This window comes from Nonomuraea sp. 10N515B, from assembly GCF_052245915.1.
In the GTDB taxonomy this organism is placed as follows: Bacteria; Actinomycetota; Actinomycetes; order Streptosporangiales; family Streptosporangiaceae; genus Nonomuraea.
The window spans coordinates 1-21,888 of sequence record NZ_JBQQBQ010000059.1 but is presented as its reverse complement, the minus strand read 5'-3'; the positions used below and the strand labels follow the sequence as shown (position 1 = coordinate 21,888).

The following is a 21,888-nucleotide window of genomic DNA, read 5'->3' as shown; positions in this document are numbered from 1 at the left end:
CCTGACCGTACGGCGAGGTGGGCGGCGATGATGGTGGGAGGCTCGGGTGGATCGGCGGCAACTCGAGTGCTTTCTCGCGGTGGCATCGCACGGCAGCTTCACGAGTGCCGCGTCCGCCCTGCGCATTGCGCAGCCATCGTTGTCGTACACGATCCGGACACTGGAGCGTGAGCTCGGCACACCGCTCTTCCACCGGCTTGGCCGCGGAGTCAGGCTCACCCCTGAGGGGCAGGCGCTCATGGGCTCCGCGCAGCAGGTCCTGCGTGCGTTCGCCTCCGCACTGTCGTCGGTTCAGCAGGTCACCCGGCTGGAGGCGGGACGGCTCGACATCGTCGCCTTGACCACGTTGGCCGTTGACCCGCTGGCCGGACTCGTCGGCATGTTCCGTCGCGCCCATCCGGGAGTCGACATCCGAATCGAGGACCCCGAGCATGCGGCGGCGGTCACGGAAATGGTTCGGGTCGGCGAATGCGAGCTCGGTCTCGCGGATTTCTCCGTGCCATCGGCGGGATTGCGGGCTTTGGAGCTCCGGGAGCAGGAGATGCTCGCGGTTCTCCCGCCCGATGCCGAAATAGCAACAGGCCGGGCGGTGAAGATGACCGAGGTCGCCGCAATGGATCTGATCACCACTCAGCCGGGCACGACGACGCGGACACTGCTCGAACAGTCACTGGCGGGGGCGGGCATCCCCCTGCGCATCGCCGTGGAGACGCCGCACCGCGCGGCGATCGTCCCCTTGGTCCTCGCCGGTGCGGGTGTGGCGCTGCTTCCACGTCCGATGGCGGAGGACGCAGCACGTCAAGGCGCCCGCATCGGGGCGATCGATCCGCCCGTCGTACGCCGTGTCCGGTTGCTGTGGCGTCCCGAGCCGCTGTCGCACGCGGGACAGGCGTTCGTCGAGATGGTGCGGAGAGAGACCACGTCCGGCCGCATCGACCAGTCCCCCGTTCGGCCATAGAGAGCCTCTATAGCAGCGGTTAAAAGCCGGTCTGGCTTGCCCGCCCGTTTTTATTGACTCCCGCGGTCGTGGCGCAGAACGATTTAGCAATCAGCGGTCACGAAATTGCGTGTGGACCGGCGTCGTTTGTTTCTTCGGCGTTTCATCGGCATTTCCATTATGCCTGCCCGCGGTGCGCGAGAGCAGACGACCCGAGTTTCGGAAAGGGCATGGCGTGGGCGGACAGCACGGCGGACATGGCGGCCACGGCTGCTGCGGGATCGACCACCACACCGGGGAGTACACCGCGGAACAGCGGATGGATCTGGAGCGTGTGCTCGCGTTCAACCGGCGGATGGCGACGGCGATCGAGGACTGCCTCGACGTGTCCGGCGTGGAGGCGCTGCTCGATCCGGACCCCTTGCGCTACATGTGGGTCGACGAGGGCGGCGGCCGGCTTACCGAGTTCCTCGAGCGCGCCGAGGTGGCGCTCTCCTCGGCGCCACGTCTCGACGGGCATCGCCGATCGGCCGGGGCAAGCGTGTGGGCGTCCGGGACCGCCACCCGTCCCAGCGTCGCGACCACACCGGACGGTCGTGTTCTCCACGCCTGGATCGAGTGGGAGAAGGACGTCGGCGATCGCGTGATGGCGCTGCTCCTCGACGGGCTCCACGAGGGCACGCCGGCCGAAGGGGACCCCATCGTGCTCTCCGGCGAGCCCGCCGACTGCTTTCGCCCCACCGCGCTGTTCGACGCCGACGGCCGCCCCTGGGTCTTCTACGCTCGCGGGCACGAGGGCGAGGTATCGGTCTTCTGCCGCCGCCGTGAACAGGGTGGCTGGACCCGTGAAGAACGGGTCAGCACGACCGGTCACCCGTCGTTCAACCAGGAGGCGATCGCGTACGTCGACGGTGGCGTCGAGGTCTGCTGGCAGGGTCCGCTGGGCAAGCGGTTCGGCATCTATGCTCGCCGGTGGCGCGACGGCGCGTGGTCGGAGACACGCCTAGTAAGCGAGGGAAGCGACGGGGCCGACGGGAATGTCTGGGATCCCGCGGTGGCCGCCGCGCCGGGGGGCGGCAGCATCTACGCCTGGTGCGAGTACCGCCAAGGCGCCTACCGCATCGTGGTCCGCCGCTCCGACCCCGCCGGCGCACTCGCGGACCCGCGTCCGGTGACCAGCGGGAGCGACTACGCGTTGCATCCCAGCCTCGCCGTGACTGCGGACTGCGCCGTCTGGTGCGGCTTCGACGTCATCACCGTCGCCGGTCACGGCGGCTCCGGTCCTACCCGGTTGCGGCCGGCCGACCGGCTCGCGGACGCGCCGCGCGTCCTGGGAATGCGGGAGAGCGGGGAGTTCATCCCCCCGGAGTTGCTGCCGGAGATCTCCGCCTCGATTCGCGTCGTACGCCTCGACAACGACGGCTTGTACGAACCGGAAGGCCGGCTCGCGCCCGGTCTCGACGTCGTGCCGGGTGGGCTGCCCCGCCTGGTCGCCGACCCCGGGGGCGGCTTGACCGTGGCGTACCGGATCCACCGGAGACTTCCCCTGATGACCTACTACTGGGAGGTCGCCGCCCAGACGCTCGGCCCGGACGGCTGGTCACCGCCGGCCACACTCGCCGCCAGCGACGGGACGCTCGAGGAACCGGCGCTCGCCCCGCTGCCGAGCGGCGCCCTCGTGGCGTGGCAGACCGACAACCGGTTGGAGCGCGCGCTGGCCTGGACCGAGGGTTTCGGCGGCCGGGAGTGCCCGTTCCTGCTGGAGCACCACGGCGAGGTCATCTGGCATGGGATGCACGGGACCGGCGCCATCAGAGCGGCGACGCTGACCGCGGCGGGACGGGCGATCGCGACGCGCAGGCTCGAGATCGTCCACAGCGACGAGCGACGAGAGGCACGCGGATGGGCCGATGCCGACCGGACTCGTTACCGGACGACCGTGGACGGCAAGGATTATGCGCTGTACTGGGGCGACCTGCACCGCCACTCCCTCATCAGCCGCTGCACCTCCGGCGACGAGCCGTCCCTCGAGGACTTCTACCGCTACTCGTGGGACGTGTGCGAGTACGACTTCTGGGCGGTCACCGACCACTCCGAGAACAGCACGGAGTATCAGTGGTGGTCGATCCAGAAGATGGCCGACCTTTTCCGGGTCGACGGGCGCTTTGTGCCGTTGTACGGCTTCGAGTGGACCGGGCTCATGGGCCACCAGAACGTCATTTACGGGGACGTGCGACGCGGCGCACCGATCTTCTCGGCCTACGCGCAGGGATCGGAAACGCCCACGGGGTTGTGGGACGGCCTTCGCCGGCATCCGGAGTTTCCGGCGATCACTATTCCGCACCACCCCGGCTCGGCCATGGTGCCGTTCGACTGGGACTACCACGACCCGCAGTTCCAGCGCGTCGTCGAGGTCTTCCAGGCCTGCCGCGGCAACTACGAGGACGATGGCTGTTTCCGGCAGTACGCCGACGGCACGCTTCCAGGCACGTTCGTCCTGGACGGCCTGCGCCGCGGGCAGCGATTCGGACTCATCGCGTCCTCCGACCACGGGCACGGTGCCAGCTACGTCGGCGCCTACGCCGAACGGCTCGACCGTGCGGCGGTGTTCGACGCGCTCTACCACCGGCGCGTGTTCGCTGCCACCCAGCGCGGCATCGTCGTCGATGCGCGCATCGGCGACGTCTTCATGGGCGGCGAGGCCGAACGGAGCGATCCGGTGGAACTGGACATGTACGCCCGCGGGTACGGTGACCTGGCCCGCATCGAGGTCGTCCGCAACGGCGAGGTCGTCCACACCGTGCTTCCCGACCTCGGCCTGCCGCCGCGCTGGATCGCCGTCCCGGTGCGGGTCGAGTGGGGTTTGAGCCCGGTGACCACGGACTGGAGCGGGTCCGTCAGCATCCTCGGCGGCGAAGTGCTGCAGACACCGTACTGGAGTCCAGAGATCATCGAGGTGGACCGCCAGCGCGTCTGCTGGGCGAACACGACCAAGAGCTTCGGTGAGCCGTACGGCGCACAGCGCGGCGGCGTCGAGTTCACCCTGGTCGGACCGCCCGGCGCCACGGTGGTCGTGAAGACGCCGCAGGGCGAGGTCACCACGACCCTGGGCGCGCTCGATGGCCATGTCGTCGATGTGCCGCTCAAGGGGCCGGGGCGGCTGCGGCTGCAGCCGGGCGTCGGCGGGCTGACCGGCCTCGGCGACCGTGAGCAGCGCGTGCGCTGGACCGACATGCCGCGCTCGGGCACACACCAGCACGTGCCGGGCTCGGGCACACACCAGCACGTACCAGACGCGCCGGCCTGGTACTACGTGCGCGTCTACCAGACCGACGGCGAGATGGCATGGTCCTCGCCGATCTGGATCGGCGCTCCTGTGGAAGAGAGGTCTCAGTGATGCCGAGGAAATCATTCGGCCCGATCGCGCTCGCGGTGCTTGCCGCGTTGCTCGCTGGGTGCAGCGGTGCGGACACCGACGGGTTCGCCAATACCTCCAGCTCCGGCGGCAAGCAGGTCGCGCGATTCGTGCAACAGCCGTGGAGCGACCTCGTCGTGGAGACGAAGATCGCGACCCAGGTGCTGGATCGGCTCGGCTATCAGACCAGCGCCCAGGAGGTGTCGGTGCCGCTGGCAGGGCAGGCTCTGTCGACCGGGCAGGCGGACGCCTATCTCGGCAACTGGTGGCCGAGTCAGCAGGCGGTGTTCGGCAAGCTGCTGGACGACAAGAAGGTAGAGGTCGCCGGGACTCTGCTCACCGGCACGGAGTACGCGCCGGCGGTGCCCGGGTACGTCACCGAGAAACTCGGGGTGCGTTCGCTCGCCGATCTGGACAAGCACGCGGACGCGTTCGGCCGGCAGATTCTGGGGATCGAACCGGGCACACCCGGCAACAAGATCATCAGTGATGCGATCGCGAAGGACGCCTACGGACTCGGCGACTGGAAGCTGGTGCAGAGCAGCACCGAGGCGATGCTCGCCGAGGTGACGCGCCGCGCGGCGAAGCAGCAACCGGCCGTGTTCCTCGGGTGGAGTCCGCACTGGATGGTGCCGGAGTTCAAGCTCAACTTCCTCGACGACCCGAAGCGCGTATGGCCGGGCGCCGGTGAGATCCGGGTGCTCACGCGCCACGGCCTCGCCACCGACGATAAGAACCTGTACCGGTTCCTCTCCCAGATCCGAGTCGAAGCCGATACCGCGTCGCAGTGGATCTCGAGTGTGGACAAGGAGAAGAAGCCGGCCGAAACCGTGGCTTCGGACTGGATCCGCGCCAACCCCGACGTGCTGCGGACGTGGCTCAACGGGGTCACCAGCGTCGACGGCAAGCCCGCGGCCGACGTGGTCATCGGAAAGGGGTGACCAGATGATCGAGGCCAGTCACCTCAGCAAGGTGTACGGGCTGCCGCGAAACCGCGCGCTGCCGCTGCTGACGGGTGATCGGCGACACGAGGCCGTACGGCACGCCGGCGGCTTCCTCGGCGCCGACGACGTGAGCTTCACCGTCCAGCGGGGAGAGCTGTTCGTCATCATGGGCCTGTCCGGCTCGGGAAAGTCGACCGTGCTCCGTATGATCAACCGGCTGGTCGAGCCCACGGACGGACGGTTGGCCATTGACGGCCAGGACGTGCCGGCCATGGCCGCCGACGACCTGCGGGAGCTGCGCAATCGCCGGATCAGCATGGTGTTCCAGCATTTCGCGCTGTTCCCGCACCGGACGATCCGCGAGAACACCGCATACGGCCTGAAGGTGCGCGGCGTCCCCGTCAGGGAACGGCTCGAGCGGGCCGACTGGGCGCTGCGGCGCGTGGGCCTCGGGGACCGCGGCGATGCCCACCCGGAGGCGTTGTCCGGCGGGATGAAACAGCGCGTCGGCCTCGCCCGCGCACTCGCGACCGACGCCGACCTCCTCCTCATGGACGAACCGTTCAGTGCCCTCGACCCGCTGATCAAGCGGGAAATGCAGGAACTGCTGCTGACGCTCCAGGCCGAAGACCAGCGGACGATCGTCTTCGTCACGCACGACCTCAACGAGGCGATGCGAATCGGGCACCGCATCATGGTGATGAAGGACGGCCGCGTCGTGCAGTGCGACACCGGGCCGGATCTGCTGTCCTCGCCGGCCGACGACTACGTCAGCGACTTCGTCGCGGACGTCGACCGATCACGTGTGCTCACCGCCGCCTCGGTGCTGCGCCCGCCGTGGTCCACCACACGACTGTCGGACAGTCCCGGCGAGGTGTTGCGGTGTCTGGAAGCGGCCGAGATGAACGGCGTCTTCGTCCTCGACGAGGTGGGCCGCATCCTCGGCGTCGCCCGGGACGACCTGCTGGCGAACGCCCTGCGGAACGGCGAGGAAGATCTGCGGAACTGCCTGGTGCAGGACTACGACACCGTGCCGGTGGATCGGCCGCTGGTCGAGTTCTGTCATCTGGCCGGGCGTCACACGGTCCCGATCGCCACGGTCGACGAAGACGGCCGGCTGCTCGGGGTGGTGCCGCGCGCCGCCATCCTCTCGTCCCTGGCGAGCCCGAAGAAGGTGACGGCTCATGCCTGACCTGCCGGTGGACACGTGGGTCGAGAGCGCCGTCCGTTTCCTCCAGGAGCACTTCTCCGGCGTGTTCGACGTCGCCTCGACACTGATTCTGCAGCTGGTCGACGCGACGTACTTCCTGCTGATCCGCCCCCATCCGCTCGTGCTGCTGGCCTTCTTCACCGCGCTCGCGTGGCTGGCGACGCGCCGGTGGCAACCCCCGCTCATCGCCTGCCTCGCCTTCTTGCTCATCCAGTCGATGGCGATGTGGACCGCGACGATGCAGACCCTCGCGGTCGTCATCGTCGCCGCCGTGGCGGCCGTCGCCGTCGGCATCCCGCTCGGCATCGCCGCGGCGCGCAGCACACGGGTGAGCGCCGGTGTCCGCCCTCTGCTCGATTTCATGCAGACGCTTCCCGTCTTCGTCTACCTGCTCCCGGCCGTCTTCTTCTTCGGCATAGGTGTCATGCCCGGCGTCGTCGCGACCACCGTATTCGCGATCCCGCCCGCCGTACGGCTCACCGAGCTCGGCATCCGCCAGGTGGATGCTGAGATCATCGAGGCCGCGCACGCCTTCGGATCGCGGTCCCGGCAGATCCTGCGTGAGGTCCAGCTGCCGCTCGCGATGCCCACGATCATGGCCGGGGTCAACCAGGTCATCATGATGGCGCTGTCCATGGTCGTGATCGCCGGCATGGTCGGAGGCGGCGGCCTGGGCGCGGTGGTCGTGGAGGCGGTCACCCAGCTCGACATCGGACGCGGCTTCGAGGGCGGCCTGTCCGTCGTGATCCTCGCGATCTACCTCGACCGGGTGTCGGCCGCGTTCAGCGACCGCCGCGGCAGGGCTCGACGCCGGCGAACGCGTCCGCTCCCTGACTCCGTTCCGACGCCCGAAGAGGGCCTCCTCATCCCTGTGGCCCCAGCCCCGAAATAACGGCGAGCAGCCCGTTCCTGCGGCTGCTGGGCGAGCCCAAGGCACTGTCGTTGAGGATCGCATTGAACGTGACATCCTGATCGCGGCACCGTAGCCAGAGAGGGTGAGTCGATGGTGGCGAAAAGCTCCGAACACGGCGAATACCCGGTGCGCGTGGAAAGGTCGAGCCGCCGACGTATGTGGCGTACCGCTGGACCAGCGCGTTCCCTGGGCAAGAGCTGCGCGAGGACAACAGCACTCTCGTGGAGTTCACCCTCACCCAGGAAGGCGAGCAGACGCGGCTGCGCGTCGTAGAGAGCGGGTTCGCGGCGCTGGCCGGTTCCGAAGAGCTGCGCAGCCAGAACCTGAAGGACCACACGTACGGCTGGCCCCAGTGCCTGGACGCGCTCAAGACGCGCGCGGAAGAGTCATCCGTGTGACAGACGAACCTCGCGGCGACGCCGAGGCGGTCGACAGCGTGCTCGTGGCGCTGGCCGACCCGACGCGACGTCAGCTGCTCGATCTCCTCGCCGCACACGGCGAGGCCACCGCGACGACGCTCGCCGAGCGACTTCCCGTCTCTCGGCAGGCGGTGGTCAAGCACCTCGTCGTCCTGGACGCCGCCGGGTTGGTTTCCAGTAGCCGGGTGGGACGCGAGGTACGGTACGCGGTGCGGCCCGCGGCACTGAACGCGACGGCGCGGTGGATGGCCGCGCTCGCGTCCGACTGGGATCGGCGACTGGCGAACATCAAGCGCGTCGCCGAGGCGGCAGAGCAGGATTCACGCTAGACAAATCGGTCACCGTTTCTCGATTTTCCCTGGTCGGGCGGAGTTCCAGGACCAGTGCACCTCGATCGCGGCTCTCGCACGCGGTGGGACCGCCCACGACCAAGTGGGCGGGTCAGCCGTCGATTGCCTGGTAGAGGGTGGTCCAGAAGTCGTGGTTGGCCCGCGCCGAATCCGGGGTGGACATCCCGGTCTGCGTGAGCAGGATGCCGACGAGCTGGTTGTCCGGGTCGGCGTAGGTGGTGGAGCCGCTGACCTGGTCCAGCGGCTTCGCGTCAGCCCCGCGTCGATCTCGCAGACCGTCGCCTTCCTCGAACAGCAGGGACTACTCAAGCGGGAACGAGCTCCTGGCGGGCGCCGTGAACGCTATGTCATCGACGACGAGCTCTGGGTCCGGTCCACCCTTGCGTCTCTGCAAATGAACGACACCCTGGTCGCCGAATCGCAGCGCGCGGCGGAGATCCTCGGGGCCGCGACCCTGGCCGGCGCCCGCTTCGCCACCTCTGGTGAGTTCCTGCTCCTCGTGAACGCGACCCTCCGGAAGGTCATGGAGCAGTGGCAGCAGAGCCAGGCCGAGCGGAACGCCGGGCGCCAGTCATGATCTCTCGCGGCCTTCGGCGGGGACCGTTAATCCTGCGAGGGCAGACCACGTACCGGAGAAGGGGGGCAGCACCACCATGCCGATGTGGCTTGGGAATGGGCGGCGCCCTCAGCGGCAGCAGTGTCCGGCGGCATCGGGGTCGTCTTCACGTGGCTGGCAGGCGCTCAAGCGGCCCACTGATCTAGTACCATGCCCGCTCAGCGGACCTTGGCATGTCAAAGGAGAGGGCGGGATACCCTGCCTTCGGTGCCTCGAATCGCGTGACCGGAGGAGCCGATGCTGGGATGACGGCAGGGCGACCGATACCCACACAGGACGACGTGCTCGGATACTTCAACACGCTGTCGAACTGGGGACGGTGGGGCGACGACGACGAGCTCGGCGCTCTGAACCACATCACCGACGACGTCCGGCTGGCGGCGGCACGGGCCGTGCGCCACGGCAGGAGCGTGTCGTGCGCATGGGAGGTTGCCGTACCGAAAGACATGGAGCGGTCGACGACGACGTGCCCGTGCGCCGCCGACATGCCGGGTGCCGAGAACATGCCGCTGCCCGGATTCCGCAACGACCGGCACTGGGGCTATTCGAACGAGCGGCTCGGCATCACGTTCCACGGCAACACCATCACCCACCTCGACTCGCCGTGCCACATCTTCTGGGACGGCACGATGTACAACGGGCGGTCGCACTCGTTGGTCGACGCCGCAACGGGATCGGCGTGGGCGGCCGTCACGGCGGCGGCGAACGGGATCATCACGCGTGGTGTCCTGCTGGACATTGCGAGGGTCCGCGATGTGCCGCGGTTGGAACCGGGGCAGGGTGTGTTCCCCGACGATCTCGAGGAGGCCGAACGTCGCCAGGGTGTGCGGGTGCGATCCGGCGATGCAGTGCTCCTGCGGACCGGCTATGGCCGCGTCCGGCACGAGGCCGGTGAGGCCGGCGGTTTCACGCAGGCCGGCTGGCACGCGTCCTGCCTGCCATGGCTGCATGAACGGGAGGTCGCGCTGATCGGCGCTGACACCCCCCAGGACGTTCAGCCGTCGGGGTACGAAGACGTGTTGATGCCGGTTCACGCCGTGAGCCTCGTCGCGATGGGTCTGTGGATGCTCGACAACTGCGACCTGGAGGTGTGCGCGACGACGGCTGCCGAGCTCGGCCAGTGGGACTTCCAGTTCGCAGTCGCGCCGGTCCGCTTCGCCGGTACGTCCGGCAGCCCAGTCAACCCGATCGCCACATTCTGACCGCGGTTCACGAGGGCGTGCGACGCCATGAAGAACCCGGCCCGCACCTGGAACGCGATCGTGGTCGGTGAGGACACGCCGTGCTGATCATCCAGCACCTGACCATCAGCCACCTGACCGCCAAGACCCATGTAAGCCGCGCGATGACGTCTCCCCCAGATGGAGGGCGTTGGTGGTGGTGCGCAGGGCGGTGATGAAGGCGGTCGTGGCGGGCGGGTCGGGTGGTTCGCCGAACGTGGCGAGGTAGATGCGGCGCCGGAACTCGGTCAGTTCGCTGGCGACAACCCCGTCCGCGTGGTGCGAGCGCAGCGCGAGGCCGGGCATGGTGGTGACCCCGAGCCCGGCGGCGACGAACGCCTGCTCGACGACGATGTCGTCGCTGGTGTAGGTGATGCGCGGCGTGAACCCGACGGCTTCGCAGAACTGGAGCAGCTCACCCCGGCAGTTCTCGCAGCCCGCGATCCACGCCGAGTCCCGGTGGTCGGCGAGCGTCTGTCCAGGGTGCCGGCTGAGCAGGTACATCGGGTCATCGAGGAGATAGGAGTAACGGATGCCGTCGTCCGGCACGTCGTCGTCGTAGCGGTGCACGATGGCCAGGTCGGCGGAGCCGTCGCGCAGCCGCCGCTGGGCCACCGTGGGATGGGCGTCGGCCAGGTGCAGCTCGATGTTCGGGTACGACTGGGACAGCGCCATGGCCGCGGGCGGGACCAGGACGCTCAAGGCCGAGCTGAAGGCCGCGAGGCGGACCCGGCCGGTCTGCAGCCCGAGGTGGGCGGCCAGTTCGGCGCCGGCCGCGTCGACCCGGCCGACGATCTCCGCCGCGCGGCGGGCGAGCAGCTCGCCTTCGGGCGTGAGCCGGATGCCACGCCCGACGCGCTGGATCAGCTTGGCTCCGGTCGCCGCCTCCAGCCGGGCCAGATGGTGGCTGATCGAGGGCTGGGAGTAGTGCAACGTCTTGGCCGCCTCGGTGACCGAGCCGTGGGCGGCGACCGCCGCCAGGACGCGAAGCCGGACGATGTCGAGCATTCATTAATCCTATCGATGAATTCTCGCTAAAGGTGGCATTAGACGCATAAGCCCTCTTGGGTGCAGGCTCGACGGTGAGCCGAGATGGGCTGGATGACCGGGTCAACCACAACGGCCGAGCCAGTGGCGGCCCCCGGATGCTGTGAAGGCCCGACGGCGGACGAGAGTAAGGGAATCCACAGCAATGCGTACGTACCAGGAACTGTTTCGAACGCCCGAGTTCACCCCACTGTTCGCAGCCTCGTGCGCGCAGGTCGCCTCGACCACGCTGAACGGGCTGGCGCTCGCCACGCTGGTGTATGCCCGCACGGACTCCCCGCTGCTGGCCGCGTTGAGCATGTTCGGGCCGTCGTTCGCCGAATTGGTCGGCGCCACCACGCTGCTGTCAGTGGCCGACCGGGTGCGACCGCGTGCGGCGCTGACGCTGACCGCGCTGGCCGGCGGCCTGGCCGGCTTGGCGCTGGCCATGCCGGGCATGCCGCTGTGGGCGATGTTCACGGTGATCTTGGCTCTGGGCCTGGTCAGCTCGATCGGCGGCGGTGTCCGGTACGGCCTGCTCAACGAGATCGTGCCGCCGAACGGGTACGTGCTCGGCCGCTCGGCGCTCAACATCTCGGTCGGCGCGATGCAGATCGCCGGCTTCGCGCTCGGCGGCATCCTGCTGGCGGTGGTGTCGCCGCGTGCGACGCTGGCCATCAGCGCGGCGCTGGCCTTCGTCGCGGCTCTGGTGCTGCGGTGGGGACTAAGCGCCCGGCCGGCGCGGGCGTCCGGCCGCCCGTCCGTCGCGGCCACCTGGCAGGTCAACCGGCACCTGCTGTCCACGCCGGCCCGCCGGGCCGTCTACCTGGCGACGTGGGTGCCCAACGGCCTGGTGGTGGGCTGCGAGGCCCTGTTCGTGCCCTACGCGCCGCGGTCCGCCGCCGCGCTGTTCGTCGCGGCGGCGCTGGGCATGCTGTTCGGCGATCTGGCCGCCGGGCGGTTCATGTCGCCACAGGGGCGGCGGCGGTACGTCACCCCGCTGCGATTCTTGCTCGCGCTGCCGTACCTGCTGTTCGCGCTGCCGCTCAGCACGCCGGTCGCGGCAGGCGTCGTCGCGGTGGCGTCGATCGGCTTCGCATCCACGCTGCTGCTGCAGGAACGGCTGATCGCGCTGATCGGCGAAGACGTTCGCGGTCAGGCGCTGGGCCTGCACGTCACCGGTATGAAGGCGATGCAGGCGGCCGGCGCCACGCTGGCCGGGCTGGTCGCGCAGTACCTGCCCGCGGGTGCGGCGATGGCCGTGATGGCGGTGGCGTCGCTCGCTGTCACCGCGCTGCTCAACCCGGCCCTGCGCCTGTCGAACGGGACCCCGCCGCCCAGACCACAACCGACGACTCCGCAAGCAGTGGCCGAACGCCCCTGAACCGACGCTGAGAAACAACAATGAGAGGAATTACCGTGGAATCGTACGAGGTCACCGAGGTTCTGAACCGGCCGCTCAGCCGGGAGCTGTTGGCCCGCGACATGACCCGCCTGGCCTACGTCGCCAAGGACGGCACACCCCGCAACATCCCGATCATCTTTGCCTGGAACGGCTCGGAGATCGTCATGTGCACCCCGAAGAACGCTCCGAAGCTCCAGGCCTTGAGCGAGAACCCGATGGTCGCCCTGACGATCGACACCGAGGTGCACCCGCCCAAGATCTTGCTCATCCGGGGCCGGGCCGAGCTGGACTTCGTCGATGGCATCCCGGACGAGTACCTCCAGACGACCAGCACCTACGAGATGACGCCCGAGCAACGGGTCGAGTGGGAGGCGGAGGTGCGTTCCCTCTACCACGACGGCATGGTCCGGATCGTCGTGACCCCGACCTGGGCGAAATTGATCGACTTCGAGACGACCCTGCCGAGCGCGGTCGAGGAACTGATCCGGCAGCGGGAGGAGCGTCAGTCTGCCTGAGCGCCGAGGTCGCCCGCGTTGGGCGGATCGCCCACGCCCGGACCCCCACCGCGGCGCGAGGGCGGCGGCGTTCGTGCGAGCCACAGGTCATCGCGCTGCTCCCCGAACACCTGCCGCTGCGCGCGGGGTTTCGATGGGGATCCGGTCGATCGCTTTGCGGTTGGCGGTGGTGGTCAGCCAGGCGGCGAGGATGGCCGCTTGCTCACTGCTGGGGTTCTGATGGTGCCTTGCGGGGCATCAGGGCGACGACCGGGAGGCTGAGGGCGGTGACGGCCAGAACGACGATAAGACTGACTTTCATCGCGTGGCCCGGTCCGGAGGTTGCGGCTTGGAAGAAGATCGAGGTGACCGCGGCCGAGCCGATCGCTGAAGCGAGTTGCTGGATCGAGCTGAACGAGCCGCTGGCGCTGCCTGCTTCGTCAGGTTTCGCGTCGCCGAGAGCGACGACGGGGATCGTGGCGAAGCTGAGGCCAATGCCGACGCCGATGACGAAGAACGCCGGGGCCAGCGCCCAGAGACTGACGTTCGTCCCGGAGTAAGTGACAAGGACCAGTACCCAACCGCAACCGACGAGGTCGACGGCCAGGCCGATGAAGACGAGCCGGCGACCGAGCTTGGCGACCAGGCCACCCATGGCGGCGAACCCGGCGGCGACGAGCCCCAGGGTGAGCGGCACCAGACCGAGCGAGGTGTCCCTCGGGCTGACGTGCAGCCCCTCCTGCAGGAACAGGGACAGCACGAAGAGCAGGCCGGTGCCGGCGGCGACGGCGACCAGGCACACGAGCAATCCGGAAGTGAACCCCCGGTTCTTCATGAGCGAGGGCTTGATGAGCGGGTGGGTCGCGGTGCGCTGACGGTAGGCGAAGGCAGCGAAGAACAGGACGCCGACGACGATCGAGACGACAGGGACGGCGCTCCAGCCATTGGTCGAGCCCTCGATCAGGCCATACAGCAGCCCGAGCATGGCTACCGCAAGCAGGCCGGAGGCCCAGCCGTCGACGACAGTGGACCGGTCGGCGTCGTCGTCACGCGGCAGGATCTTGACGGCCATGATCAGCCCGATAACGCCAAGGATGATGTTGATGAGGAAGATCGGGCGCCAGGACAGACCGAACACGTCGACGCTGATGAGGAAACCGGCCAGGACCGGGCCGCCGACACTGGAGATACTGAGAACCGGGCCGAACAGCCCGAACGCCTTAGCGAGCATGTCGCGGTCGAACGCTTTCGTCATGATCGCCATGCCTTGCGGGATGAGTAGAGCCCCGAACGCTCCCTGAGCAACCCGGGCGGCGATGAGCAGGGCCGGGTCAGGTGAGAACCCGGCGATTGCCGAGGCCAGGGTGAACCCGCCCATGCCGATCAGGAAAAGCCTGCGTTGGCCGAACTTGTCACCCAGCCGTCCGCCGACTACGAGCAGGACACCCATGGCGAGCATGTACGCCGGTCCCAACCACTTGATCAGACTCTCACCGCCGTTGAGCTCGCTGGCGATGGTGGGGGCGGCGATGTTCGTGACTGTTGCATCGATCACGTCGAGGGCGTCGGCAACCAGCACCAGCCCCAGGATCGCCCACTTCCGGCGGCTGGAGCGGCGTGTGGAGACTGTGCCCGGCTCCGTCAAGGTGGTCATGAGGAACGTCCTTCTCGGCTCCGTCGGGGCGCCCCTCCTGGGCGGCCTCTCACCCCCACTACGAACACCCCCGACCCGATCCGACACCGCCCACAGAAATTTCGTCGAGATCTTCCGGCGCGTGTGTCCACGTCAGGCCCGGTATGACGATCGCCGCTGCCAGTACATGACCACCTGCGAGCAGGAGCCTGGCCGATGTTGTCGTGTGGCTCGGAGCAAGCGGGAGCGTGAACCAGACCGTGCTCAGCGCGAGTGCGACCCGGACGAAGGTCTGTTGCGGCGGTCTGTTGCGGCCGGGCGGCTCGACGCACGACACCTACCGCAAGGACGAATCCGAGTGCGGTGCACAGGACGACGCCGAACCGGAATAGGCCTGCCGGGACGGCGTCTGCATTGGCGTTGGCGTGCGACTTTCCGGGATCTCCGGCATGGAGCGGTCCGTAGGTCGCCGCAACCCGGCGCCCCCGAATCCTGCGCCGTTGCTCGGCGAGAAGGGTTGGCGTCTGAACATGTCAATACTGCCGCGTTCCGCGTCGCCTTTCATCGCCGTATCACGTGCGCTCTTCAAACGCGGGCGCTACTGCAGTTGGGCGCGGCGGCGGGTGAGGTAGGCGGTCTCGCCGGTGTTGCCGGCCAGCTCGATGGCCCGCTCGTAGGCCGCGCGTGACTGCTGACTTCGGCCCAGCCGGCGTAGCAGGTCGGCGCGGGTGGCGTGGTAGGGGTGATAGCCGGCCAACGCCTCGGCGAGGCGGTCAACGATGGCCAGTGCCACCTCCGGCCCGTCGAGCTCGGCCACGGCGATGGCCCGGTTGAGGGCGATGATCGGCGAGGGGTCGAGGCGGACGAGCTGATCGTAGAGGGCGAGGACCTGCGACCAGTCGGTGTCGCGGATGTCGCGGGCGGAGGTGTGCACCGCGTTGATCGCCGCGAGAATCTGGTAGCGACCCGGAGCCACCCCGGCAGCGGCAGCGGCCAGGCGCTCGCGCACCAGCCGATGACCTTCGGCGATCAGTTCCGCGTCCCAGGCCCCACGGTCCTGCTCGTCGAGCGCGACCAGTTCGCCGTTCGCCGAGGTCCGGGCGGTGCGGCGGGCCTCGGTGAGCAGCATCAGCGCCAGCAGCCCGGCCACTTCTCCGTCCTGCGGCAGGAGCGCGCGGATCAGGCGGGTGAGCCGGATCGCCTCGGTGGTCAGGTCGTGTCGTACGGGATCGGTGTCGGGGCCGCTGGCCAGGTAGCCCTCGTTGAAGACGAGGAACAGGACGGCCAGGACGCCGGCGACACGAGCCGGCAGATCGTCGGCGGACGGCATCCGATAGGGGATGCCAGCCGCCTTGATCTTGGCCTTCGCGCGGGTGATGCGCCGCTCCATGGTGGTCCCCTGCACCAGGAAGGCACGGGCGATCTCGGGCACGGTCAGACCGCCGACCATGCGCAGCGTCAACGCCACGCGCGCTTCCACCGCCAGCGCCGGGTGACAGCAGGTGAAGATCAACCGGAGCCGGTCGTCGTCGATGGCGCCCAGCGGCTCGGGTGGGGTGTTGTCGTGCAGCATCTGCGCCTCCTTGTGCTTGTCGTCGCGTCTGTTCTCGCGCCGGATCCGGTCGATGGCCTTGCGAATGGCGGTGGTGGTCAGCCAGGCGCCGGGGTTGGGCGGTACGCCGTCGGCCGGCCACCGCTCCACGGCGGTCGCGAACGCCTCGGCAGCCGCCTCCTCGGCGATGTCGAGGTCACCGAAACGCCTGGTGAGGGCGGCCACCACCCGCGCCCACTCGTCGTGGTGGGCCCGGATGATCGCCTCCTCGAGGTCGCTCACAGGAACGGCCGCACCTCGATCTTCCGATCGCAGACCTTCGACGCCTCGGCGGCGAGCTTGAGCACCACATCCAGATCGGGGGCCTCCCACACCCAGACGCCGGCGAGGTACTCCTTCGACTCCACGAAAGGCCCGTCGCTGAACACCGCCTGCTCGCCCCGGTTGTCGATGACCGTGGCCGCGTCGGTGTCCGCGAGTCCGCCCGCGAAAACCCAGTAGCCCTCGGCGATCAGTCGTTCGTTGAACGCGCTGATGGCAGGCCGCCTGTCCGTGCTGCCGGGATTGCTCTTGTCATCGATCACGGAAACCAGGTACTGCATCTGAAGATCATCTCCTATGGCGTCAAGACAGCGTGGTTCGGTGGTAGGGACTTCAGGCCCGTGCGTACCGCGGGCGCCCGGCCGGCCGGTAGACCTGGATCGTCACGCCCTTCGAGTCGACCCGCGACTCGACCAGGTCGAGCGCAAGGTCCGGACCGGTCTCCGGGAACAGTCTCGTGCCCTGGCCGAGGATCACCGGGATCGCGATCAGAATCATCTCGTCGACCAGATCGTTCTCCAGCAGCCACCGGGTCAGGATGCCACTGCCGTGCACCTGCAGCTCACCTCCGGGCTTGGCCTTCAGCTCACTGATGGCCGCCGCGAGGTCACCGCGGAGAACGGTCGTGTCCTCCCAACGCGGCGCGGTGAGCGTGGTCGAGGCAACGTACTTGGGGGCCTTGTTCAAGGCCACGCCGATGGGATGTGCCTGGTCCCAGGAGGTGAACAACTCGTAGGTGCGCCGGCCGAATAGGAACGCCTCGGCGCGCTGGTAGGTCTGCGTGATGAACGTCCTGGTCTCGTCGTCACCCGCCCCCCGTGCCCATCCGCCGCGCTCGAATCCGTTCCTGCGGTCCTCATCCGACGCACCGCCGTTTCCCTGCATCACTCCATCGAGGGTGACCTGAGTCACGGTCGTCAGCTTCATGATCGCTATTCCTTCACCTTGGCGTCGCCCCTTGCGGGCGGCCTCATCCCTGCTACGAACGCCACCGCCCCGATCCGACACCTCCTCCCGGACTTCTTTGGAGAACTTTCCGGGACGCCGGTCGTCAGCGATCCGACAGCACGACAGTGTCGCGGCGCCCGCGCTCCGCTTCCTCAAACGCGCCCAGTGCGGACAAGCTCGTGGACCAGGTCGATCGCGAAGATCCTGACCAGTGGTGGCGGGCGTCGAACGGCTCGGGCGCGTGGACAACCTCGTCGGTGGCGTAGCCGCCGAAGCGCTGGATGCGGGCGTCAGACCGAGCACTGCGTCGGCGTCGACCTCCTTCAGCAGGGGGTCGAAGTACACGCCGACACCCAGGGTGATCAATCCTGCCGAACGGCTGCGTTCATCAAGCCGCGACCAGGCCAGGCGTAGGTCACATCATCCGACAAACGCACCTTCTGGCAGCACCTCAACACCCCACTGTCCCTTTCTCTCGTACTTGGTCTGCCTCGCTTCAAGCATGGATTGGCAAGTATAGAAGTACGTACTATTATCCTACTTCATAATGAAGGACGTAAACATCTACGAGCGCGACTCTGACGGCCTCCTCTACGATCCTCGGGTCAGGGCCGCGATGACCCAGTTCACCGACAGCGGCGAAGACCTGCTCACCTTCGAAGCGGGCGCCGCCGTCCGCACCGCCAACCATGCCGTCGAGCGCATGCGCGCCCACGGCTCCCAGGGACGAGGGGTCAGCGCGGGCGCGCTCGACCTGCTGATTCGCCTCAACAGCAGCGAGCACGGCATCAGCATCGGCGAGCTGGCCCGGGCCGCCGGGGTCAGCTCCCGCAACGCCACCGGCTTGGTCGACACGCTGGAGCACGACGGGCTGGTCCGCCGGGTCCCCGACCCAAAGGATCGACGTTCGGTTCTGGCTGAGATCACACCTGCCGGGCGGGCGTGGATGGAGGCATTCCGCAGGCCATCGCAGCTTGCCATGCGGGCGATGTTCCACGGATTCACTCCCGAAGAACTGGTCGTTCTGCGCGACCTGTGCCTGCGGCTGGCCGCCAACCAGCATCGCCTCGCCGACCATCTGCGCCAGATTGGACAGCAGTCATGACCACGACAGCGCAGGAACAGACCCGTCGCACCGTGCGCGGCTATCACGAGGCCCGCTTCCGCGGCGAGGTGTCCGCGGCGGCGGCGCACCTGGGAGAGCCGTTCCGCTTCCAGAGCCCGTTCATCACCTCCGACGATCGGACGGGCCATCTGGCGGCCTTGCCGGGGTTCGTGTCGATCGTGAGCGGTGTCGAGCTGATCAGCGAGCTGTACGGCGAAGCGGAGGCCACGCTCGTGTACGACGTGCACACCGCGACGCCGGTCGGCACTCAGCGCACGGCCGAGCACTTCCGGTTGGACGGCGGCAAGATCGTGTCGATCATGCTGTTGTTCGACGCCTCGCCCTGGCAGCCGATGAAAGCCCAAATCGAGCCATGAAACGACGCGCCCCAGGGCAGGCGTCAAAGGCCGTCACACGCCGGCGAGGAGCTGCCCCATCCCGAGAGGAGTCCCCGGCGTCATGGCCTCCATCCGCCACGAGATCATCATCGACGCGTCCCCCGAGTACATCTGGGATGTGCTGCGCGACGTCGGAGCCGTGCACGAGCGCCTGCTGCCGGGCCGTGTCATCGGCACCCGGCTGGAGGGCGACCAGCGGTTCCTGACCTTTCCCGACGGGCACGTCATCCGCGAGCTGATTGTCACGATCGATGATGATTCCCGCTGCTTGGCCTATTCCGTTGTTGAAGGCGCGAGACCCCCGCTCGAGCACCACCACGCCTCGTTCGAAGTCCGCCCGGAGGGCGACGAAGCGGGCCGGCTGATCTGGACCACTAACGTGCTGCCACACACGCAAACCGCCGAGATCCGCATGCGCATCGAACACGGCGCATGGGAGATGAAGCAGGCGATCGAGGCCGCAGCACGCAGCTGAGCCACTTATCCATGTGACCCCCTGGTTCGGCATTGGTGAGGACCTAGACCAGCAGGTGCCGGGGGAAGCGGTGTTGCGGTCGTTTCCCCCGGCACGGGTGTCATCGACGCAGGCCGAGCCGTTGGATGAGGTGTCGGTAGCGTTCGATGTCGATTTTGCGTAGGTATTTCAGCAGTCGCCGGCGGCGACCGTTGAGCATCTGCAACCCGCGACGGCTGTGATGGTCCAGCTGGTGGGTGCGCAGATGCGCGGTGATGTCGGCGATCCGATCGGTCAAGAGCGCGATCTGCACTTCAGGTGAACCGGTGTCACCTTCGAAGGTTGCGTACTCCGCAATGATCGCTTTCTTCCGCGCGTCGTCGAGCGCCATGATCTCCCTTGATCTCTGGAGGTCGGTCAGCGCGCGTAGTCAGGCGGCCGCATCGGGGGCCGGATGTGTCAAGGCCGCGGGGCCGGGTGAGCATGTTCACGCTGACCAGGGATTTCTCTGCTGCATTGATCAGAGTCGGGCAACATGCCGGTTCTCCTCCCCGTACGCGCGACATGGTCCAGAAAGGCGGCCGGCGGTTCCGCTCGCCGTACCGTTGGGCCGATCCTTGGCTGGTCGATGCGCCAAGCGCAACTGATTTTCCGGCGCCTGTCCCCCACCTCGTTGTCTCCGCACGTCATCCAGCGCGTGTCGGCCTGAGCGGAGCCAGACGCCGGTGTACGCCGGCCGTCACCGGCCCTCCTCATAGATGCGGTAATGCGCGTTCAAGAGCGGCCAGGTCACCTCGGCCATCTCGGCAGGGGTCCGGGAACATCCGCCCTGAAGCCAGTCGACGGCCACACCGATCAGCGCGCCGGCCGTGAACGCGGCCGCGACGTCATGCGGGACGCGCTCCGTCCACTCACCGGTGTCGGCCGCGGCCAGGTGGTCATGGATGACCACGGCGATGCGGTGGCGAATGTGGCCGATGACGCGCGCACTGCCTTGTGACCCCAGCAGAGCGCGATACAGCCCTGCGTGCTCGGCGAGGCTGGCGAAGAACGCCGCCAGCGACGGGATCGCCTCCTGCGCCAGGTCCGCCGATGGGAGGTCGGGGGCGGGCAGGGACTCGATCAAGCCGTCGATCATCGCGGTGCAGGCGTCCTCGGCCAGTTCGTGGACGTCCCGGTAGTGGTCGTAGAAGGCCGAGCGGCTCACTCCGGCACCTTCGGCGACATCGGAGACGCTGATCCGGGACAGATCCCGCTCCTCGACCAGCTGGATCAGCGCGCGTGCCAGGGCTGATCGCGTACGGCGCACGCGCCGGTCACCCGATGAGGCCTTGCTCTCTCTGACGGTGTCCACACGTGCCAGTCTATCTAATGACGACATATGCAAGTTTTCTTACATCTGTAGGCTAATGTGGAGGGCAGGATGACGAAGGGATCTCGACACATGTGGACACGTGCCGGCCAGGCCGCCGCCGTCAACCCGAGTAGCGCCTCGTGACCTCGCCTGGACACGTTCTGATCGTCGGTGCGTCAGCCGCTGGTCTGAGCACTGCGGAGGCTCTGCGCAGACTCGGTCACGAGGGCGGGCTGACCTTGATGGACGCCGAGCTGCACCTCCCCTACGACCGGCCGCCGCTGTCGAAGCAGGTCCTGGCCGGCGCCTGGGAGCCGGGCCGCGCCCAGCTCCGCACCGCGGCCCAGCTCGAAGCCCTGGCCGCCGACTTCGTGCAGGGCGAGCCCGCCGTCGCGCTGGACGCGGCGAGGCGGACGGTCACCACTGCCTCCGGCCGCGTGCTGGGAGCCGACGCTGTGGTCGTCGCCACCGGTCTGACGCCGCACCGCTTGCCTGGCCAGGACGACCTTGCGGGCGTGCACGTGCTGCGCAGCCTGGACGACGCGCTCTCCCTGCGCGCCCACTTGACCGCCGGCACCCGGGTCGTGGTCGTGGGCGAGGGCGTCCTGGGCGCCGAGCTCGCCGCCACCGCCCGCGGCATGGGCCTGGAGGTGACCCTCGCCGGGATGGGGCCGACGCTGCTGCGCGAGCAGCTCGGCGATGTGGTCGGCGGCCTGCTCACCCGCACCCACGCCGAGCGCGGGGTCCGGCTGCGGCTCGGCGTCGCGGTCGACAAGCTGACCGGCACCGACGGCCGGGTCACCGGAGTGCGGCTGGCCACCGGCGAGCTCCTGCCCGCCGACGTGGTGGTGGTGGCCATCGGCTCCCGCCCGGCGACCGGCTGGCTGGCCGGCAGCGGCCTCAGCCTGGGCGACGGAGTGGAATGCGACGCGCGCTGCCGCGCGGCCGAGGGCGTGTACGCCGTCGGCGACGTGGCCTCCTTCGAGCATGTGGGGCTCGGCAGGCGGCTGCGGCTGGAGAACCGCACCAACGCCACCGAGCAGGCCCAGGTGGTCGCGGCCAACATCCTCGGCGCCGACCGGCCCTACACGCCGATCCCGTACTTCTGGACCGACCAGTACAGCGTCAAGATCCAAGTCCATGGCCTGCCGTCGGCGGCGGCCGAGCTGGACAT

General features: G+C 68.4%; 23 protein-coding genes. 15 read left to right on the top strand and 8 right to left on the bottom strand.

The genetic code is table 11. From position 1 onward, the window contains the following. The first annotated feature begins 46 nt into the window (after nucleotides 1-46). From ACTWQA_RS47425 to ACTWQA_RS47385, 9 genes are all read left to right on the top strand, one after another. The gene (locus ACTWQA_RS47425) at nucleotides 47-958 is read left to right on the top strand and encodes a LysR family transcriptional regulator (RefSeq protein WP_443165429.1); all 912 of its coding nucleotides are present in this window, start codon (nucleotides 47-49) and stop codon (nucleotides 956-958) included. Between the two features lie 214 nt (nucleotides 959-1,172). Then, a complete protein-coding gene (locus ACTWQA_RS47420; protein ID WP_443165428.1) occupies nucleotides 1,173-4,334 on the top strand; it encodes a DUF3604 domain-containing protein in 3,162 nt (1,053 codons plus the stop codon). Next, nucleotides 4,334-5,293, top strand: a complete 960-nt coding sequence (locus ACTWQA_RS47415; RefSeq protein WP_443165427.1) for an ABC transporter substrate-binding protein — start codon at nucleotides 4,334-4,336, stop codon at nucleotides 5,291-5,293. Before ACTWQA_RS47420 ends, ACTWQA_RS47415 begins: the two co-directional genes overlap by 1 nt. Nucleotides 5,294-5,297: 4 nt before the next feature. Beyond that, a complete protein-coding gene (locus ACTWQA_RS47410) occupies nucleotides 5,298-6,488 on the top strand; it encodes a quaternary amine ABC transporter ATP-binding protein (protein ID WP_443165426.1) in 1,191 nt (396 codons plus the stop codon). Next, on the top strand, nucleotides 6,481-7,398 hold the full coding sequence (locus tag ACTWQA_RS47405) for an ABC transporter permease (protein WP_443165425.1): 918 nt from the start codon (nucleotides 6,481-6,483) through the stop codon (nucleotides 7,396-7,398). The genes ACTWQA_RS47410 and ACTWQA_RS47405 overlap by 8 nt, the downstream gene beginning before the upstream one ends. Nucleotides 7,399-7,538: 140 nt before the next feature. Continuing rightward, nucleotides 7,539-7,817 (top strand): SRPBCC domain-containing protein, encoded by a 279-nt coding sequence (locus ACTWQA_RS47400; RefSeq protein ID WP_443165462.1) that lies wholly within the window; start codon nucleotides 7,539-7,541, stop codon nucleotides 7,815-7,817. Beyond that, nucleotides 7,814-8,167 carry an ArsR/SmtB family transcription factor gene (locus tag ACTWQA_RS47395; protein ID WP_443165424.1) on the top strand — a complete coding sequence of 118 codons (354 nt, stop codon included), beginning with the start codon at nucleotides 7,814-7,816 and terminating at the stop codon, nucleotides 8,165-8,167. The genes ACTWQA_RS47400 and ACTWQA_RS47395 overlap by 4 nt, the downstream gene beginning before the upstream one ends. Nucleotides 8,168-8,318: 151 nt before the next feature. Continuing rightward, the gene (locus ACTWQA_RS47390; RefSeq protein ID WP_443165423.1) at nucleotides 8,319-8,765 is read left to right on the top strand and encodes a MarR family transcriptional regulator; all 447 of its coding nucleotides are present in this window, start codon (nucleotides 8,319-8,321) and stop codon (nucleotides 8,763-8,765) included. A gap of 284 nt (nucleotides 8,766-9,049) precedes the next feature. Beyond that, nucleotides 9,050-10,006 (top strand): cyclase family protein, encoded by a 957-nt coding sequence (locus ACTWQA_RS47385; protein WP_443165422.1) that lies wholly within the window; start codon nucleotides 9,050-9,052, stop codon nucleotides 10,004-10,006. Nucleotides 10,007-10,111: 105 nt separating this feature from the next. On the opposite strand, the gene ACTWQA_RS47380 is transcribed toward ACTWQA_RS47385, so the two are convergent. Beyond that, nucleotides 10,112-11,032, bottom strand: coding sequence for a LysR family transcriptional regulator (locus ACTWQA_RS47380; RefSeq protein WP_443165421.1), 921 nt, complete (start codon nucleotides 11,030-11,032; stop codon nucleotides 10,112-10,114). A gap of 184 nt (nucleotides 11,033-11,216) precedes the next feature. Here ACTWQA_RS47380 and ACTWQA_RS47375 point away from each other — a divergent pair, with 184 nt between their 5' ends. Both ACTWQA_RS47375 and ACTWQA_RS47370 read left to right on the top strand, forming a co-directional pair. Further along, nucleotides 11,217-12,434, top strand: coding sequence for an MFS transporter (locus ACTWQA_RS47375; RefSeq protein ID WP_443165420.1), 1,218 nt, complete (start codon nucleotides 11,217-11,219; stop codon nucleotides 12,432-12,434). A 35-nt stretch (nucleotides 12,435-12,469) separates the two neighbouring features. Continuing rightward, nucleotides 12,470-12,970, top strand: a complete 501-nt coding sequence (locus ACTWQA_RS47370) for a pyridoxamine 5'-phosphate oxidase family protein (protein WP_443165419.1) — start codon at nucleotides 12,470-12,472, stop codon at nucleotides 12,968-12,970. Between the two features lie 202 nt (nucleotides 12,971-13,172). Here the strand turns inward: ACTWQA_RS47370 and ACTWQA_RS47365 are convergent, their stop codons facing one another. The 5 genes from ACTWQA_RS47365 to ACTWQA_RS47345 all read right to left on the bottom strand — a co-directional run bounded on the left by ACTWQA_RS47365 (nucleotide 13,173) and on the right by ACTWQA_RS47345 (nucleotide 17,382). Continuing rightward, on the bottom strand, nucleotides 13,173-14,528 hold the full coding sequence (locus ACTWQA_RS47365) for an MFS transporter (protein ID WP_443165418.1): 1,356 nt from the start codon (nucleotides 14,526-14,528) through the stop codon (nucleotides 13,173-13,175). 133 nt (nucleotides 14,529-14,661) lie between these two features. Next, a complete protein-coding gene (locus tag ACTWQA_RS47360) occupies nucleotides 14,662-14,919 on the bottom strand; it encodes a DUF6069 family protein (RefSeq protein ID WP_443165417.1) in 258 nt (85 codons plus the stop codon). A gap of 261 nt (nucleotides 14,920-15,180) precedes the next feature. Beyond that, a complete protein-coding gene (locus tag ACTWQA_RS47355; RefSeq protein WP_443165416.1) occupies nucleotides 15,181-16,416 on the bottom strand; it encodes an RNA polymerase sigma factor in 1,236 nt (411 codons plus the stop codon). Next, on the bottom strand, nucleotides 16,413-16,736 hold the full coding sequence (locus ACTWQA_RS47350) for a YciI family protein (protein ID WP_443165415.1): 324 nt from the start codon (nucleotides 16,734-16,736) through the stop codon (nucleotides 16,413-16,415). Before ACTWQA_RS47350 ends, ACTWQA_RS47355 begins: the two co-directional genes overlap by 4 nt. A 52-nt stretch (nucleotides 16,737-16,788) precedes the next feature. After that, nucleotides 16,789-17,382 (bottom strand): dihydrofolate reductase family protein, encoded by a 594-nt coding sequence (locus ACTWQA_RS47345; RefSeq protein WP_443165414.1) that lies wholly within the window; start codon nucleotides 17,380-17,382, stop codon nucleotides 16,789-16,791. 568 nt (nucleotides 17,383-17,950) lie between these two features. Here ACTWQA_RS47345 and ACTWQA_RS47340 point away from each other — a divergent pair. The 3 genes from ACTWQA_RS47340 to ACTWQA_RS47330 all read left to right on the top strand — a co-directional run bounded on the left by ACTWQA_RS47340 (nucleotide 17,951) and on the right by ACTWQA_RS47330 (nucleotide 19,381). Next, nucleotides 17,951-18,508, top strand: coding sequence for a MarR family winged helix-turn-helix transcriptional regulator (locus ACTWQA_RS47340; protein WP_443165413.1), 558 nt, complete (start codon nucleotides 17,951-17,953; stop codon nucleotides 18,506-18,508). Continuing rightward, nucleotides 18,505-18,885 (top strand): hypothetical protein, encoded by a 381-nt coding sequence (locus ACTWQA_RS47335; protein WP_443165412.1) that lies wholly within the window; start codon nucleotides 18,505-18,507, stop codon nucleotides 18,883-18,885. Before ACTWQA_RS47340 ends, ACTWQA_RS47335 begins: the two co-directional genes overlap by 4 nt. 82 nt (nucleotides 18,886-18,967) lie before the next feature. Continuing rightward, entirely contained in the window at nucleotides 18,968-19,381 is a 414-nt protein-coding gene (locus ACTWQA_RS47330; protein WP_443165411.1) for an SRPBCC family protein, read from the top strand. A gap of 100 nt (nucleotides 19,382-19,481) precedes the next feature. On the opposite strand, the gene rpsO is transcribed toward ACTWQA_RS47330, so the two are convergent. Continuing rightward, nucleotides 19,482-19,751, bottom strand: coding sequence for a 30S ribosomal protein S15 (gene rpsO / locus ACTWQA_RS47325; RefSeq protein ID WP_443165410.1), 270 nt, complete (start codon nucleotides 19,749-19,751; stop codon nucleotides 19,482-19,484). 348 nt (nucleotides 19,752-20,099) lie between these two features. Beyond that, nucleotides 20,100-20,714, bottom strand: coding sequence for a TetR/AcrR family transcriptional regulator (locus ACTWQA_RS47320; protein ID WP_443165409.1), 615 nt, complete (start codon nucleotides 20,712-20,714; stop codon nucleotides 20,100-20,102). Nucleotides 20,715-20,854: 140 nt separating this feature from the next. Here ACTWQA_RS47320 and ACTWQA_RS47315 point away from each other — a divergent pair. Beyond that, the coding region (locus ACTWQA_RS47315; protein ID WP_443165408.1) for an NAD(P)/FAD-dependent oxidoreductase at nucleotides 20,855-21,888 on the top strand (1,034 nt) is incomplete at its 3' end.

Coding starts and splice junctions, on each gene's coding strand:
- ACTWQA_RS47375 (WP_443165420.1), top strand. CDS start 11,217: ATGCGTACGTACCAGGAACTGTTTCGAACGCCCGAGTTCACCCCACTG.
- ACTWQA_RS47335 (WP_443165412.1), top strand. CDS start 18,505: ATGACCACGACAGCGCAGGAACAGACCCGTCGCACCGTGCGCGGCTAT.
- rpsO (WP_443165410.1), bottom strand. CDS start 19,751: ATGGCGCTCGACGACGCGCGGAAGAAAGCGATCATTGCGGAGTACGCA.
- ACTWQA_RS47380 (WP_443165421.1), bottom strand. CDS start 11,032: ATGCTCGACATCGTCCGGCTTCGCGTCCTGGCGGCGGTCGCCGCCCAC.
- ACTWQA_RS47330 (WP_443165411.1), top strand. CDS start 18,968: ATGGCCTCCATCCGCCACGAGATCATCATCGACGCGTCCCCCGAGTAC.
- ACTWQA_RS47415 (WP_443165427.1), top strand. CDS start 4,334: ATGCCGAGGAAATCATTCGGCCCGATCGCGCTCGCGGTGCTTGCCGCG.
- ACTWQA_RS47405 (WP_443165425.1), top strand. CDS start 6,481: ATGCCTGACCTGCCGGTGGACACGTGGGTCGAGAGCGCCGTCCGTTTC.
- ACTWQA_RS47350 (WP_443165415.1), bottom strand. CDS start 16,736: ATGCAGTACCTGGTTTCCGTGATCGATGACAAGAGCAATCCCGGCAGC.
- ACTWQA_RS47340 (WP_443165413.1), top strand. CDS start 17,951: ATGAAGGACGTAAACATCTACGAGCGCGACTCTGACGGCCTCCTCTAC.
- ACTWQA_RS47345 (WP_443165414.1), bottom strand. CDS start 17,382: ATGAAGCTGACGACCGTGACTCAGGTCACCCTCGATGGAGTGATGCAG.
- ACTWQA_RS47410 (WP_443165426.1), top strand. CDS start 5,298: ATGATCGAGGCCAGTCACCTCAGCAAGGTGTACGGGCTGCCGCGAAAC.
- ACTWQA_RS47385 (WP_443165422.1), top strand. CDS start 9,050: ATGACGGCAGGGCGACCGATACCCACACAGGACGACGTGCTCGGATAC.